The organism is Streptomyces naganishii JCM 4654 (assembly GCF_014650575.1).
Classification (GTDB): Bacteria; Actinomycetota; Actinomycetes; order Streptomycetales; family Streptomycetaceae; genus Streptomyces; species Streptomyces naganishii.
On record NZ_BMVF01000026.1, the window covers coordinates 36,493 to 51,360 of the forward strand.

Here is a 14,868-nt window from a genome sequence, read left to right on the forward strand (position 1 = left end):
GCATGAGCGGCACCCGTGCGCCCGCCGTCGAGGCGCGGCAGCTGATCAAGACCTACCCGGGCGGCGTCACCGCCCTGAACGGCATGGACCTCACCGTCGAACCCGGCACCGTCCTCGGACTGCTCGGCCCGAACGGCGCCGGCAAGTCCACCACCGTCAAGATCCTCACCACCCTGGCCCGCCCCGACTCCGGCTCGGCGACCGTGGCCGGCCACGACGTGCTGCGCCACCCCGACCGGGTGCGCCGCGCCATCGGCGTGGTCGCGCAGAACTCGGGCGCCGACCCGGTGGCCACCGGCCGGGAGAACCTCCGCCTCCAGGGCCGGCTCCACGGCCTCAGGGGCGCCGCGCTCGACCGGCGCGCCGACGAACTCCTGGAGCGCTTCTCCCTCACCGACGCGGCCAGGCGCCCGGTCAAGGGCTACTCCGGCGGCATGCGGCGGCGCCTGGACGTGGCGCTCGGCCTGGTGCACCGGCCCGAGGTGCTCTTCCTCGACGAGCCCACCACCGGCCTCGACCCCGAGGCCCGCGGCGCGATGTGGGACGAGATCGGCCACCTGGCCGGCGAGGAGGGCCTGACCATCCTGCTCACCACGCACTATCTGGAGGAGGCCGACCGGCTCGCCGAGCGCGTCGCCATCGTGGACCGCGGCCGGATCGTCGTCGAGGGCGCCCCCGACGCCCTCAAGGGCGAACTCCGGGGCGACGCCGTCCACTTGGAGCTGCGCGAGCCGCTCGGGGAGGGCGGGCGCACCCTGATCACCGGGGCGCTCGGCGCGCTGCCCGGAGTGCGCGAGGCGCTGGTCGACGGGCGCCGGATCAGCGTCCGCGCCGACGACGGGGCCGCCGCGATGCCCGCGCTGCTCGCGGCGCTGGAGCGCGCGGGGGTGACCGTCGCGGCGGCGACCGTGGCCCGCCCCTCACTCGACGACGTCTACCTGCGCTACGCCGGACGCCGTTACGCCGACGCGGAGGCCGCCGGGGCCCGCACGGCCGGCGACGAGGCGGACGCCGGCACCGCACCCCGCACCGGACCCGGCACCGCACCCGGCACCGCACCCGGCACCGGCCCTGGCACCGACTCCGTCTCCCTCACCGGAGGTGCCCGATGAGCACCGCGATCGCCCAGACCTGGTACATGACCCAGCGGCAGCTCATGGTGTTCGCGCGCCAGCCCGCGTACGCGGTCATCACGCTGATCCAGCCGGTGATCTGGCTGTTCCTGTTCGGCAGCCTCTTCCGCGAGGTCGTCGAGCTCGGCGGCTTCGGGACCACGTCCTACCTGGACTACCTGGTGCCGGGCGTGGTCGTGATGAGCGCGCTCAGCTCCAGCATGTGGGCCGGGATGGGCACGCTGGAGGAGATCCAGCGCGGCACCCTGGACCGCTTCCTGACCACCCCGGTCGGCCGGGCGGCCCTGATGAACGGCAACGTCGTCCACAACGGGCTGGTCACCGCCCTCCAGTCGGTCGTCATCGTGCTGCTGGGCCTGCTCGGCGGTGCGGACTACCCGGGCGGGGCCGGGGGCGTCGCGGTCCTGGTGCTCGCCTCGGTGCTGCTGGGCACGGTGTTCGGGGCGCTGTCCAACGCGCTGGGGATGCTGGTGCGCGAGCGGGAGTCGATCATCGGGATCAACACCTTCCTGCTGCTCCCGCTCACCTTCCTGTCCTCCGCCTTCATGGCGCCGGCCCGGATGCCCGGCTGGATGCGGCACATCGCCGACTTCAACCCGCTCAACTGGGCGATGCTGGCGGGCCGTTCGGCCATGTCCGCGGACCCCGACTGGGGTGTCGTGGCGAGCCGCGGCGGTGCGCTGCTGGGCCTCGCCCTGATCGGCGTATGGCTCTCGATCCGGGCCCTGCGGTCCTACCAGCGCTCGATCTGAACGGAACGCGGAACGGCGGCCCCTTCCTCGGGGCCGCCGTTCCGGCTCGGGCTCCTCGGGGGCCGCCGTCCGGGCTCACGCCGCCGGTGCGGCGCCCTCCTGCTCGGCCTCGACACGGGCGTTCCACTCGCGCTTGGAGGCCTGCCAGCCGTCCTCGTTGTGGCCGAGGCGCCAGTAGCCGGAGATCGACAGGTGCTCGCGCGGGACGCCGTGCTCGACGCGCAGCAGGTGGCGCAGCTGCTTCACGAACCCGGCCTCGCCGTGCACGAAGGCGTGGACCCGGCCCTCGGGGAACTCCAGCGCACGTACCGCCTCCACCAGCGCCTCGCCGACCGGCCGGTTGCCGCGGTGCAGCCAGACCACCTCCACGTCGGAGTCGATCTTCTGCTCCTCCTCCGGGCCGGACACCTCGACGAAGGCATGCGCCGTCGAACCCTCGGGCAGCGCCTCGAGGGAGCGGGCGATGGCGGGCAGGGCGCTCTCGTCACCGGCGAACAGATGCCAGTCGGCGCTCGCGTCGGGGGCGTAGGCGCCGCCGGGGCCCATGAAGCGGACGGTCTCGCCGGGACGCGCCAGCAGCGACCAGGGGCCGGCCAGGCCCTCGTCGCCGTGGACGACGAAGTCCAGGGTCAGCTCCCGGTGTCCGGGGTCCCAGGCGCGCACGGTGTACGTGCGGGTCACGGGCCACTGCTCGCGCGGGAACTCCGCCCTTACGCGCTCCATGTCGAAGGGCTCGGGATACGTGGCGCCGCCGGACGGGAACAGCAGCTTCACGTAGTGGTCCGTGCACGTGCCGGCCGAGAAGCCGGCCAGTCCCTCGCCGCCGAGCACCACGCGCTGCATGTGCGGGGTCAGCCGTTCGGTACGGACGACCTGCGCGGTGTGGGTCCTGCGCGGCTTGCGCGCCGGACGTTCTGCCATGACGGCCTCCCAGTTCCCCATGCTTAGGCTTGCCTAAGTTAGCACCTTCCCCCGGTGAACACCTCTCTCATGAGCACTTCTTGAGCATCCCCGTGCCGCGGCCGTCACGCGCCGAGCGTGGTGAGCAGCCGCTGGAGGGAACCGCCCAGCCCCCAGCGGCCGGCCAGCCGCTCCAGCTCCGCCCGATCGCGCGGCGCGCGCGGCAGCGCCGTGCCGACGTCCGGCAGCGGCACGTCGGCCGCCACCCGCACCACCTTCGGCGCCACCGCCAGGTACGGCCCCGCCTCCCGCAGCCGCTTGCGCTGCGACGGCGTGAGCTTGGCACCCGGGTCGTCGACGGCGGCCAGGATCCCGGCCAGGTCGCCGAACTCGGCGAGCAGCCGGGCCGCCGTCTTCTCCCCGATGCCGGGCACGCCCGGCAGCCCGTCGCTGGGGTCGCCGCGCAGCAGCGCCAGATCCGCGTACCCCCTGCCGTCGACGCCATACTTCTCGCGCAGCAGCGCCTCGTCGGTGGTCTGCAGGGTGCCGACGCCCTTGAGCGGGTACAGCACGCGCACGCCCCGCGCGTCGTCCACCAGCTGGTACAGGTCCCGGTCGCCGGTGACGATGTCGACCGGGCCCTTCGCGCGCGCGGTGAAGGTGCCGATCACGTCGTCCGCCTCGTACTCCGGCACGCCCACGCGGGCGATGCCGACCGCGTCCAGCACCGCCTCGATCACCGGGACCTGCGGGGAGAGGGTGTCCGGCACCTCCTCCTCGTCGGGCCCTGCCTCGTGCTCCTCGGCGACGCGGTGCGCCTTGTAGGAGGGGATCAGCTCCACCCGCCAGGCCGGGCGCCAGTCGGCGTCCATACAGGCCACCAGATGATCGGGCCGGTGGTCCTTGACCAGGCGGTCGATGAAGTCGAGCAGTCCGCGCACGGCGTTCACCGGCGTGCCGTCCGGGGCCCTGACCGAGTCCGGGACGCCGAAGTAGGCGCGGAAGTACAGGGAGGCGGTGTCGAGGAGCATCAGTCGTCCGGTCACGTCTCGCATCATGCCGCACACCACTGACAGTCACGGGGCACGCGACAGGGCGCCGTCCGCGAGGCAAGGCACCGCCCGCGCCGACAGGGCACCGTCCGCGCCGACAGGGCACCGTCCGCGCCGGCAAGGCGCCGTCGTCCGCGCAACAGGTTGCGCTGTGCGCTCACCCGGTGAGGTGGCCCACTTCCGAGTTTGCCCGGGGGGCGCTTGGGCAGGTGCGGCCTCGGAACGAAAGTGATTGCGTTATTCAACTGTTAGCGGCCTTTCGTGTCCGTGCCCCCGGCCCCGAGACGAGAGGTTCGCGTGTCATCCAGGCTTGAGACAGAGCACCTGTTCAAGGTGTTCGGCAGACGACCGGACGCGGCGGTGGAAAGGCTCCGCCAGGGAGCCGACCGCGAGGAACTGCGCGCCGAAGGAACCACCGCCGCGGTCATCGACGCCTCCTTCACCGTCGAGCCCGGCCAGATCTTCGTGGTCATGGGCCTGTCCGGCTCCGGCAAGTCCACGCTGCTGCGCATGCTCAACGGACTGCTGGAACCCACCGCCGGCCAGGTGCGCTTCGACGGCCAGGACCTGACCGCGCTCACCGGCAGGGAGCTGCGCGAGGTCCGCGCCAGGAAGATCAGCATGGTCTTCCAGCACTTCGCGCTGTTCCCGCACCGCAGCGTCCGTGAGAACGCCGCCTACGGCCTGGAAGTGCAGGGCGTGCCCCGCGCCGAGCGCGAACGCCGCGCCGACGAGGCGCTCGCCCTGTGCGGCCTGGCCGGCTGGGAGAAGTCCTGGCCCGACGAACTCTCCGGCGGCATGCAGCAGCGCGTGGGCCTGGCCCGCGCGCTCGCCACCGACGCCGGGCTGCTGCTCATGGACGAGTCCTTCAGCGCCCTGGACCCGCTGATCCGCCGCGACATGCAGGACCAGCTGCTCCAGCTCCAGAAGACCCTGAAGAAGACCATCGTCTTCATCACCCACGACCTCAACGAGGCCATGCGCCTGGGCGACCGCATCGCCGTCATGCGCGACGGCCGCATCGTCCAGATCGGCGGCGCCGAGGACATCCTGCTGCGCCCCGCCGACGACTACGTCGCCTCCTTCACCCAGGACGTCGACCGCTCCCGGGTACTGACCGCGCGGGCCGTCATGGACCGCGGCGTGCGCGGCGACGAGGCCGACTGCGCCTGCGAGACGGCCCGCGAGGACACCCCGTTCACCGAACTGTGCGCGATCAGCGCCCGCGTGCCCCACCCCGTCGCCGTACGGGACGCCAGCGGCGCGCTCGTCGGCGTCGTACCCCGGCAGCGCCTGGTCGGCTTCCTCGGCGACGAGCAGGCCGCGCCCGTGAGCTGCGACGCGCCGCGGGACAAGGGCGGCGAGAAGGCGGTGGCCCGTGCCTAGGATCCCGCTCGGCGACTGGGTCAACTCAGCGGTCGACTGGCTGCTCGGGCACATGGCCTGGCTCTTCGACTTCCTCAAGCTGGTGTTCACCGGCACCTACGACGGCATCAACGCCGTGCTGCAGGCCCCCGAGCCGCTGCTGCTCGCCGGCATCTTCGCCGTGCTCGCCTTCTGGCTGCGCGGCACCCTCGCCGGTGTCCTCACCTTCGTGGGCTTCGCCTTCATCGACTCCCTCCAACTGTGGGGCGACGCGATGGTCACCCTCGCGCTCGTCCTGGTGGCCACGCTCATCGCGCTGGTGATCTCGGTGCCGGCCGGCATCTGGGCGGCCCGCTCCAACCGGGTCAGCGCCCTGGTCAGGCCGGTCCTGGACTTCATGCAGACGCTGCCCGCGATGATCTACCTCATCCCGGCGATCCTGTTCTTCGGCACGGGCGCCTCCGCGGGCATCGTCGCCACCCTGATCTTCGCCCTCGCGCCCGGCGTGCGCATGACCGAGCTGGGCATCCGCCAGGTCGACAAGGAACTGGTGGAGGCGGCCGAGGCGTTCGGCACCACGCCCCGCAACACCCTGCTGCGGGTCCAGCTGCCGCTGGCCCTGCCCACCGTCATGGCCGGCGTCAACCAGGTGATCATGCTCGGCCTGTCCATGGCCGCGATCGCCGGCATGGTCGGCACCGGCGGCCTCGGCGGCGACGTGAACGAGGCGATCGGCCAGCTCAACGTGGGCCTCGGCTCGGAGTCCGGCATCGCCATCGTCATCCTCGCGATCTACCTCGACCGCATGACCAGCGCCCTGGGCACCCAGGTCTCGCCGCTCGGCCGGCGCGCGGCCGCCCGGCTCCGCGCCGCGCGCGGCCTGCGGATCTGGTCCTACCGGCCGCAGCCGCAGATCGCCGTCATCGGCATGGTGATCCTCGCGCTCGTCGCCGGTGGCATGGGCGTCTTCGGCGGCTCAGGCACCGCGGCCACCGCCGACGACCAGGGCGGCGGCAACGACGTCGGCAAGGGCAAGAAGATCTCCATCGGCTACATCCCTTGGGACGAGGGCGTCGCCTCCACCTTCCTGTGGAAGGAGATCCTCGAACAGCGCGGCTTCAAGGTGGACGCCCGCCAGTTCGACGCGGGCCCGCTCTACACCTCGCTCGCCCAGGGCAGCGTCGACTTCGAGACCGACTCCTGGCTGCCGACGACCCACGCCCAGTACTGGAAGAAGTACGGCGACCGGCTCGACGACCTCGGCTCCTGGTACGGCCCCACCTCCCTGGAGCTGAGCGTGCCCTCGTACGTGAAGGGCGTCGACTCGCTCGCCGACCTCAAGGGCAAGGCCTCCCTCTTCGGCGGCCGGATCACCGGCATCGAGTCCAGCGCCGGCGAGATGGGCCTGCTCAAGAGCAAGGTCCTCAAGGACTACGGCCTGGACAAGGAGTACAAGGTCGTCGACAGCTCCACGCCCGCGATGCTGGCCGAGCTCAAGCGCGCCTACAGCAAGAAGGAACCGATCGTCGTCACGCTCTGGTCCCCGCACTGGGCGTACAACGACTACAGCCTGAAGAAGCTCAAGGACCCCAAGGGCGCCTGGGGCAAGGGCGACGGCGTGCACACCCTGGCCCGCAAGGGCTTCGCCGGGGACAACCCGGTCGTCGCCAAGTGGCTGAAGGACTTCAGGCTGGACGAGAAGCAGCTCACCAGCCTGGAGGCCGAGATCAACAAGGCGGGCAAGGGCCGCCAGCAGGACGCGGTGCGCACCTGGCTGAAGGCCAACCCCGGCGTCGTCGGCAAGCTGGCCCCGGTGCCGGGCGGCTCCACCGCCGCGCCGGCCGAGGCGAAGCGGACGCTGAACGTCGCCTGGTTCCCCTGGGACGAGGACATCGCCGTCACCCGGCTGTGGAAGAACGTCCTGGAACGGCGCGGCTACAAGCTCAACCTCAAGCAGATGGACGTCGGCCCCGTCTACACCGGCCTCGCCGGCGGGGACATCGACCTCAACTTCGACGCCTGGCTGCCCTACGCCCAGAAGAACTACTGGGACAAGAGCAAGGACAAGCTCCGCGATCTCGGCACCTGGTACCAGCCGACCTCCCTGGAGATCGCCGTGCCGTCGTACGTCAAGGACGTGAAGTCGCTGGAGGACCTCAAGGGCAAGGCGTCCGCCTTCGGCGGGCGGATCATCGGCATCGAGCCGGGCACCGGCGAGATGAACCTGCTCAAGACCAAGGTCCTGCCCGGCTACGGCCTGGACAAGGAGTACAAGGTCGTCGACGGCTCCACCCCGGCGATGCTGGCCGAGCTCAAGCGGGCGTACGCGCAGAAGAAGCCGGTCGCGGTCGTCCTGTGGTCGCCCCACTGGGCGTACAGCCGCTACGACCTGACCAGGCTGAAGGACGGCAAGAAGCTCTTCGGCGAGGGCAACACCATCCGCACCGTCTCCAGCGGGAAGTTCCCCGAGCAGTACCCGCAGCTCACCCGGTGGATCAAGAACTTCCGGATGAGCGAGGACGAGCTCGGCAGCCTGGAGAGCGAGATCAACGCGCGCGGCCAGGGACACGAGGACGAGGCCGTCGCCGCCTGGCTGAAGCAGCACCCGGACGTGGCGGACCGCATGACGGGGAAGTAGCCCCCGAGACCACCGCGCCGCACACCGCCCGAGGGGCGGGCCCGCCCACGCGTCCTGACCGCGTGGGGCCGGACCCGCCCCTCGGGCCGTTCCACGGAACGGATCCGGCCAACCACGAAGAGCGATGCCCATGCCCCGGCCCCGCCCCCGCCGGTACGCTGACCATGCCGTCGCCCGCGGTGACCGGGCACCGGCCGGGCACCCGGCCGTTGCGAGGGGCCGCCGCACCCCACCGGGCGCCCCGAGTGAGCCCGCGCCGCCCCCCGCAGGCCCCCTGATCCACTGGCGCGAACCGTCGGGTCGGCACCACACGATCCTTACGGGGATGTGACGGCCGCATGAAACGGTTTGCCGAACATGCGTAGGGTGCAGAGAACTCATCAGGAGAAGTGGGCCCGGACCCGGGCCCGCGCACGGCGCGGCGACGAGCGAAGGAGGGAGCCGGAGCGATGGGCGACAACAAAGAACAGCCGCTTCGAGTGGGCGCGGCCGTACGGCGGCGGCGCCGCGCGCTGGAGCTCACCCTCGCCGTCGTGGCCAGGCGCAGCGGCCTGTCGGTGCCCTTCCTGAGCCAGGTCGAGAACGACAGAGCCCGCCCCAGCAGAAGCTCCCTGGAGAAGGTCGCCGACGCGCTGCGCACCACCGCCGTCGAACTGCTCGCCGCGGCCGATCCGGCGTGCAGCGTCGACGTGGTCCGCGCCGAGATCGCCGAGCCGGAACCGGTCAGCGGTCCCCACCTCGAGCCGGAGCCCCGGGTGCGCTCCCTCGTGCGCGGCCATCACCAGCTGCATGCCTCGGAGTTCACCGGGGACCACGACGCCGGACGCGAGTTCCAGCACCGCAACGACGAGCTGATGTACGTGGCGGACGGCGCGGTGGAGATCGAGGCGGAGGGCCGCGCCTACCGGCTGGCGCGCGGCGACACCATGTACCTGACCGGCGGGGTGCGCCACCGCTGGCGGGCTACCGTGCCGGACACGCGCGTGATCGTGGTGGCGGTGGCCGAGCACATCGAGGCGGTGCAGGACCGGTCGCGCTGATGCGGGTCGTCTCCCTGGTGCCCTCGCTCACCGAGGCGGTGGCGGTGACGCTGCCCGGCGTGCTGGCCGCGGCCACCGACTGGTGCAGCCATCCGGTGGACCTGGACGTGCCCCGGATCGGCGGCACCAAGAACCCGAAGACCGAGCGGATCGCCGCGCTCGCCCCCGACCTGGTCATCGCCAATGAGGAGGAGAACCGCCCCGCCGACCTGGACGCCCTGCGCGCGGCCGGCCTCGAGGTGCTGGTGACCGAGGTGCGCGACGTGCCGGGGGCGTTCGCCGAACTGGCGCGGGTGCTGACGGCCTGCGGCGCGGCGGCCCGCCCGCGCTGGCTGGAGGAGGCCGAGGCCGCCTGGTCGGCGCCGCCGCCCGTGGCCGCCCGCCGTCCCACCGCCGTGGTGCCCGTCTGGCGGCGGCCCTGGATGGTGCTGGGCCGGGACACCTTCGCGGGCGACGTCCTCGCCCGGCTCGGCGTGGACCACCTGTACGCGGGCCACGCCGAGCGCTATCCGCGCGTCGCCCTGGAGGAGTTGCGGGCGGCCGCCCCGGACCTCGTCGTACTGCCCGACGAGCCCTACCGGTTCACCGCGGGCGACGGCCCGGAGGCCTTCGGCGGCCTGCCGTGCGCCCTGGTCAGCGGACGGCACCTGACGTGGTACGGGCCGTCGCTGGCCGAGGCGCCGGGGCTGCTGGGCGGGGCGCTGCGAGCAGCGCTCTGCTGACCAGCCCGCGCGCGGTGCCGACCGCGGCGGCGGCCCAGGCGGCGACCAGGACGGCGTACAGGCACACCGCGAGCCCTTCGTAGGCGGCGAGGTGGGTGTGCCGGGCGAGAGCAGCGGCGCCGGTGACGCAGGTGCCCACCGGGAAGGTCAGCGACCACCACGTCATGGCGAAGCCCATGCCCCGCCTGCCGGCCCGCACCACGTGCGCCGCGGCGAGGAGGAACCACATCAGCGCGAACCCCATGACCGGCACGCCGTACAGCACGGCGAGGACGGCGAAGCCGCCGGCGTACGGCGCGGGGACGGTCCCCGGCGCGGTGTCGGCGAAGGCTCCCACGGCGGTCGTGGACTGCCCGAGCGGGCCGAGGACCAGGAACAGCGTCGGGGTGAGCGCGAGCGGCAGCGGCCCGCCGGTGAGCAGCCGGCCGAGGATCACGGGCAGCGTGGCCAGGGTCGCCAGCAGACTGAGCCCGAACATCGCCACGCACGCGAGGAGCAGCGTCTGACGTGCCTGCCCGGCGGGCAGATGCGGCACCAGCGCGGGCCCGAGCGCGGCGGACACCATGGGCGCCACCAGCGGCAGCAGCCACACCGGCGTGGCCTGGTGCGGCTCGATCCGGTGGTGCACGGCCATGAGGTACGGCACCGCGACCGCCGCCGCGAGCCCCACGGCCGTACCGGCGGTGAACAGCACGGCGTCCAGGGCGACCGCGGCCCGGACGCCGATCCAGTCCCGGCCCACCGACAGGGCGCCGCCGCCGACGGCCAGCAGTGCCATGGACAGGCAGCCGTAGAAGGGCGCCGCCGTCGCGTCGAGGAGGTGGGCGCGGGCCTGGTCGCGGTGGTGGGTCCAGTGCAGGGCCCGCGCGGCGAGCAGGGCCACCAGCAGGATCAGGGACAGGGCCCACACGGCGGTGCACAGGGCACGCGGCCCGGGAAGGTGCGTCGGCAGTGCGGCGCCCGCGGTGCCGACCGCGGCGGTGCCCATCACGCAGGCGTACCAATTGGGGCCCAGGTGGCGGACGGCGGGGAAGCGCGGCCGGGGCGCGTCCGGCAGGGGCAGGGAATGTGCTGCGGTGACCATGGGTTCAGGCTTGCCGGGGGCGGCTGCCGCGACCAGGGGGTTTGTGTCTATCGGGGCATAAGCTGGCTTTATGGCCGACCGGTCGGCCGGACGGAAGAACGACGGGACCAGGAGGGCCGCGGGGATGGAAGGGAGCGGGGCGGGGCGGCCGTCGGCGGGTCCGCTGGCGCACCGGGTGCCGGATCTGGGCGCGCTGGAGCTGCTGCTGGCGGTGGCGCGGCTGGGCAGCCTGGGCGGGGCGGCGCGGGAGCTCGGCATCACCCAGCCCGCGGCGAGCAGCCGGATCCGTTCCATGGAGCGGCAGTTGGGCGTGGCGCTGGTGGACCGCTCGCCGCGCGGGTCGCGGCTGACGGACGCCGGCGCGCTGGTGACCGACTGGGCGCGGCGGGTGGTGGAGGCCGCCGAGGCCTTCGACGCGGGCGCGCAGGCACTGCGGGACCGGCGCGACTCGCGGCTGCGGGTGGCGGCCAGCATGACGATCGCGGAGTACCTGCTGCCCGGGTGGCTGGTCGCGCTGCGCGCGCGGCGCCCGGACACGGCGGTGTCGCTGCTCGCCGGGAACTCGGCCGTGGTGGCGGAGCGGCTGCTGGCGGGGGAGGCGGACCTGGGCTTCGTGGAGGGGCTGTCGGTGCCGTCCGGCCTGGACTCGGTGGTGATCGCCCGCGACCGGCTGATCGTGGTGACCGCGCCCGGCCACCCGTGGGCCCGCCGCAGGCGCTCCCTGTCCGCTAAGGAGCTGGCCTCCACGCCGCTCATCCTGCGCGAGACCGGCTCCGGCACCCGCCAGGTCCTCGACGTGGCCCTGGGCGGTCTCGCGCGCCCGCTGATCGAGCTGTCCTCGACCACCGCGGTGAAGGCCGCCGCGGTGAGCGGCGCGGGCCCGGCCGTACTGAGCGAACTCGCGGTCGGCGAGGAGCTGTCCCTGCGCCGCCTGGTGGCCGTCCCGGTGGACGAGGTGGCCCTGCGCCGCGACCTGAGGGCCGTCTGGCCCACGGGCCACCGCCCGACCGGCCCGGCCCGCGAACTGCTCTCCCTCACGCGTAGCTAGGGCTCCTCTTCCGGAGCCTGCCGCCGGTCGTGGCGCCCGGCACGCCCTCCTGCGAGTTCTTCGAGCAGGGGGCCCCGTCATCATCAAAGGTCCTGGGGCCCGTCGTCGCGTTCAGCCGGATCGCCGGCCGACGCGGCGGCCTCCACCAGCGCCCGCATCACGCGGACGTCGTCGGCCATCTCCGGATGCCACTGCACGCCCAGCGCCCAGCCCCTCGCCGGCGGCAGTTCGACCGCCTCGACCGTGCCGTCCGCCGCGTGCGCCGACACGATCAGGTCGGCGCCGAGCCGGTCCACGGCCTGGTGGTGATAGGTGGGCACGCTCGTCTCCTCGGGGACGGCGGCCGCGTACCGCGTGCCCGGCACGGGCTGGACCGCGTGCCCGCCGAAGACCCCGGTCACCTCGGCGTGCCCGTCGAGGTGCTGGACCAGGGTGCCGCCGAGGGCCACGTTCAGCAGCTGCATGCCCCGGCAGATGCCCAGCAGCGGGACGCGCGCGGCGAGGGCCGCCTCGATCAGCGCCAGCTCCCAGGCGTCCCGCGCGGGGGAGGGAGGCCCGGTGCGCGGACCGGGCTCGGCGCCGTAGCGGACCGGCTCGACGTCCGGGCCGCCCGCGATCACCAGCCCGTCCAGCCGCGCCACGGCGTCCGCCGCCCGCTCCGGCTCGTCCGGGGGCAGCATCGCGGCCAGCCCGCCAGCCCGCTGCACCAGCCGCGGATAGCCGGCGGGCAGCAGCGCCGCCTCCAGCTCCCACACGCCCCAGCGCGCCCCCGCCTCCAGGTACGTGCTGACGCCGATCAGCGGTCGTACGGTCATACGGCCCTCCCCGGCCCGCAATGGTGTGGTCGACTACCTTTACCCGATCACCTTGGGCGACCGCCGGCCCCGGCGGCAAGCCCCCCTCAGGCGAGAAAGCCCCGCAGCAGCGCCGCCGTCCCCGCGCAGTGCTCGCGCATCGCCTCCCGCGCCCCCTCCGCGTCCCCGGCGAGCACCGCCTCGACCAGCGCGCCGTGCTGCCGCTGGGAGTGCTCCAGGTTGCGCACCAGCAGCGGGATGCAGTCGAGCAGCTCGTTGACCGTGGCCCGCACCCCGGCGTACTGCGCGGCCAGCGTGGGCGAACCGCTCAGCTCGGCCAGCGTGAGGTGCAGCAGCGTGTCCACGCGCCGGTACTGCGCCGGGGGCGCGTCGCGCGTGCGGTCCAGCGCCGCGCGTAGCCGCTCCGCCCCCGCGGCCGTCAGCCCGTGCGCCGCGCACAGACCGGCCGCGCCGACCTCCAGCACCTCCCGGAAGCGCAGTACGTCCTCGACGTCGACCCCGGCGATCCGCCGCCGCAGCTCCTCCTCGCCGCCCGCGTCCGCCCGCGGCAGCACGAACGTGCCCCCGTAGCGCCCCCGCCGCGCCTCTACGAGCCCCTGGTCCTGAAGCACCCTCAGCACCTCGCGCAGCGTCACCCGGCTGATCCCCAGCCGCTCCGCGAGGTCGCGCTCGGACGGCAGCCGCCCGCCGCCCGGCACCAGGCCGAGCCGCACCACCTGGAGGATCTGCTCCAGCGCCTCCTCGAAGCCGTTGCCCGCCCGGACCGGCCGCAGCACCGTGGCGAGGCGGTCGGCCGGCCCGTCCGGTTCGCTGCCCTGCGCCATCCGGCCGCGCCCCCTTCCCAGGCAATGGTCATCGCCCATACCTTATGGCCATCGCGTCATGGCCGCGACGGCCGTGACGCCGGACGGTTTTGGCGCAGCAGGCCGAAGGAGGCCCTCCCGTGGCAGACCGCACACCCCCGCTCGGCGTCGAGGAACTGCACGCGCTCGTCGCGAGCGGCGAGATCGACACGGTCGTCCTCGCCTTCCCCGACATGCAGGGCCGCCTCCAGGGCAAGCGGTTCGCCGCCCGCTTCTTCCTCGACGAGGTCCTCCACCACGGCACCGAGGGCTGCAACTACCTCCTCGCCGTCGACACCGAGATGAACACCGTCGAGGGCTACGCCATGTCCTCCTGGGACCGCGGCTACGGCGACTTCGCCATGCACCCCGACCTCGCCACCCTGCGCCGCGTCCCCTGGAACCCCGGCACCGCGCTGGCCCTCGCCGACCTCGCCTGGCACGACGGCACCCCGGTCGCCGCCGCGCCCCGCCAGATCCTGCGCCGCCAGCTGGAGCGCCTCGCGGAGCACGGCCTCACCGCCCAGGTCGGCACCGAGCTGGAGTTCATCGTCTTCAAGGACACCTACGAGCAGGCCTGGGACGCCGGCTACCGCGGGCTCACCCCGGCCAACCAGTACAACGTCGACTACTCCATCCTCGGCACCGGCCGCATCGAGCCCCTGCTGCGGCGGCTGCGCAACGACATGGCGGGCGCCGGACTCACCGTCGAGTCCGCCAAGGGCGAGTGCAACCCCGGCCAGCACGAGATCGCCTTCCGCTACGACGAGGCCCTGGTCACCTGCGACCAGCACGCCGTCTACAAGACCGGCGCCAAGGAGATCGCCGCGCAGGAGGGCGTCTCGATCACCTTCATGGCCAAGTACAACGAGCGCGAGGGCAACTCCTGCCACATCCACCTCTCGCTCGCCGACGCCGACGGCCACAGCGTCATGGCCGGGGCACCCGGCGACCCGCACGGCATGTCCGGGGTCATGCGCCACTTCCTCGCCGGACAACTGGCCGCGCTGCGGGAGTTCGCCCTCCTCTACGCGCCCGGCATCAACTCCTACAAGCGCTTCCAGCCCGGCTCCTTCGCCCCCACCGCCGTCGCCTGGGGCCACGACAACCGCACCTGCGCCCTGCGCGTCGTCGGCCACGGCCCCTCCCTGCGCTTCGAGAACCGGCTGCCCGGCGGCGACGTCAATCCGCACCTCGCGGTCGCCGGCCTGGTCGCCGCCGGCCTCCACGGCATCGAACAGAAGCTGGAGCTGCCCGAGCCCTGCCCCGGCAACGCCTACGCCGCCGACTACGAGCACGTCCCGGCCACCCTGCGCGAGGCCGCCGGGCTCTGGGAGAACAGCGCGATCGCCAAGGCCGCCTTCGGCGACGAGGTCGTCGCCCACTACCGCAACATGGCGCGGGTCGAACTGGACGCCTACGACGCCGCGATCACCGACTGGGAGCTGCGCCGCTCCTTCGAACGCATGTGAGGGCC

Annotated in this window: 13 protein-coding genes; 8 read left to right on the forward strand and 5 right to left on the reverse strand. The window is 73.4% G+C overall.

Annotation, left to right across the window (positions count from 1 at the left end):
- Positions 1-2 precede the first annotated feature (2 nt).
- Both IE217_RS31435 and IE217_RS31440 read left to right on the forward strand, forming a co-directional pair.
- A complete protein-coding gene (locus IE217_RS31435) occupies positions 3-1,112 on the forward strand; it encodes an ATP-binding cassette domain-containing protein (protein WP_190181358.1) in 1,110 nt (369 codons plus the stop codon).
- Entirely contained in the window at positions 1,109-1,885 is a 777-nt protein-coding gene (locus IE217_RS31440) for an ABC transporter permease (RefSeq protein ID WP_190181359.1), read from the forward strand. Before IE217_RS31435 ends, IE217_RS31440 begins: the two co-directional genes overlap by 4 nt.
- 75 nt (positions 1,886-1,960) lie before the next feature.
- Here IE217_RS31440 and IE217_RS31445 read toward each other — a convergent pair whose 3' ends face one another.
- A complete protein-coding gene (locus IE217_RS31445) occupies positions 1,961-2,806 on the reverse strand; it encodes a siderophore-interacting protein (protein WP_190181360.1) in 846 nt (281 codons plus the stop codon).
- A gap of 104 nt (positions 2,807-2,910) precedes the next feature.
- Positions 2,911-3,840, reverse strand: coding sequence for a 5'-3' exonuclease (locus tag IE217_RS31450; RefSeq protein WP_229865751.1), 930 nt, complete (start codon positions 3,838-3,840; stop codon positions 2,911-2,913).
- A gap of 294 nt (positions 3,841-4,134) precedes the next feature.
- On the opposite strand from IE217_RS31450, the gene IE217_RS31455 reads away from it, so the two are divergent.
- The 4 genes from IE217_RS31455 (at position 4,135) to IE217_RS31470 (ending at position 9,602) form a co-directional block, all read left to right on the forward strand.
- Positions 4,135-5,223: a quaternary amine ABC transporter ATP-binding protein gene (locus IE217_RS31455; RefSeq protein WP_190181362.1), complete on the forward strand. Its 1,089-nt coding sequence runs from the start codon at positions 4,135-4,137 to the stop codon at positions 5,221-5,223.
- Positions 5,216-7,840 (forward strand): ABC transporter permease/substrate binding protein, encoded by a 2,625-nt coding sequence (locus tag IE217_RS31460; RefSeq protein ID WP_190181363.1) that lies wholly within the window; start codon positions 5,216-5,218, stop codon positions 7,838-7,840. Before IE217_RS31455 ends, IE217_RS31460 begins: the two co-directional genes overlap by 8 nt.
- Before the next feature lie 449 nt (positions 7,841-8,289).
- Positions 8,290-8,880 carry a helix-turn-helix domain-containing protein gene (locus IE217_RS31465; RefSeq protein ID WP_190181364.1) on the forward strand — a complete coding sequence of 197 codons (591 nt, stop codon included), beginning with the start codon at positions 8,290-8,292 and terminating at the stop codon, positions 8,878-8,880.
- Positions 8,880-9,602 carry a helical backbone metal receptor gene (locus IE217_RS31470; protein ID WP_190181365.1) on the forward strand — a complete coding sequence of 241 codons (723 nt, stop codon included), beginning with the start codon at positions 8,880-8,882 and terminating at the stop codon, positions 9,600-9,602. The genes IE217_RS31465 and IE217_RS31470 overlap by 1 nt, the downstream gene beginning before the upstream one ends.
- On the opposite strand, the gene IE217_RS31475 is transcribed toward IE217_RS31470, so the two are convergent.
- A complete protein-coding gene (locus IE217_RS31475) occupies positions 9,514-10,686 on the reverse strand; it encodes a TDT family transporter (RefSeq protein ID WP_190181366.1) in 1,173 nt (390 codons plus the stop codon). The genes IE217_RS31470 and IE217_RS31475 overlap by 89 nt on opposite strands.
- Positions 10,687-10,810: 124 nt before the next feature.
- Here IE217_RS31475 and IE217_RS31480 point away from each other — a divergent pair, with 124 nt between their 5' ends.
- Positions 10,811-11,734 (forward strand): LysR family transcriptional regulator, encoded by a 924-nt coding sequence (locus tag IE217_RS31480; RefSeq protein ID WP_190181411.1) that lies wholly within the window; start codon positions 10,811-10,813, stop codon positions 11,732-11,734.
- Between the two features lie 83 nt (positions 11,735-11,817).
- Here IE217_RS31480 and IE217_RS31485 read toward each other — a convergent pair whose 3' ends face one another.
- Both IE217_RS31485 and IE217_RS31490 read right to left on the reverse strand, forming a co-directional pair.
- Entirely contained in the window at positions 11,818-12,549 is a 732-nt protein-coding gene (locus tag IE217_RS31485; RefSeq protein WP_190181367.1) for a gamma-glutamyl-gamma-aminobutyrate hydrolase family protein, read from the reverse strand.
- A gap of 86 nt (positions 12,550-12,635) precedes the next feature.
- On the reverse strand, positions 12,636-13,373 hold the full coding sequence (locus IE217_RS31490; RefSeq protein WP_190181368.1) for a FadR/GntR family transcriptional regulator: 738 nt from the start codon (positions 13,371-13,373) through the stop codon (positions 12,636-12,638).
- Between the two features lie 119 nt (positions 13,374-13,492).
- Between IE217_RS31490 and IE217_RS31495 the strand changes: the two genes are divergently transcribed.
- Positions 13,493-14,863 carry a glutamine synthetase family protein gene (locus IE217_RS31495; RefSeq protein WP_190181369.1) on the forward strand — a complete coding sequence of 457 codons (1,371 nt, stop codon included), beginning with the start codon at positions 13,493-13,495 and terminating at the stop codon, positions 14,861-14,863.
- Positions 14,864-14,868: the final 5 nt, after the last annotated feature.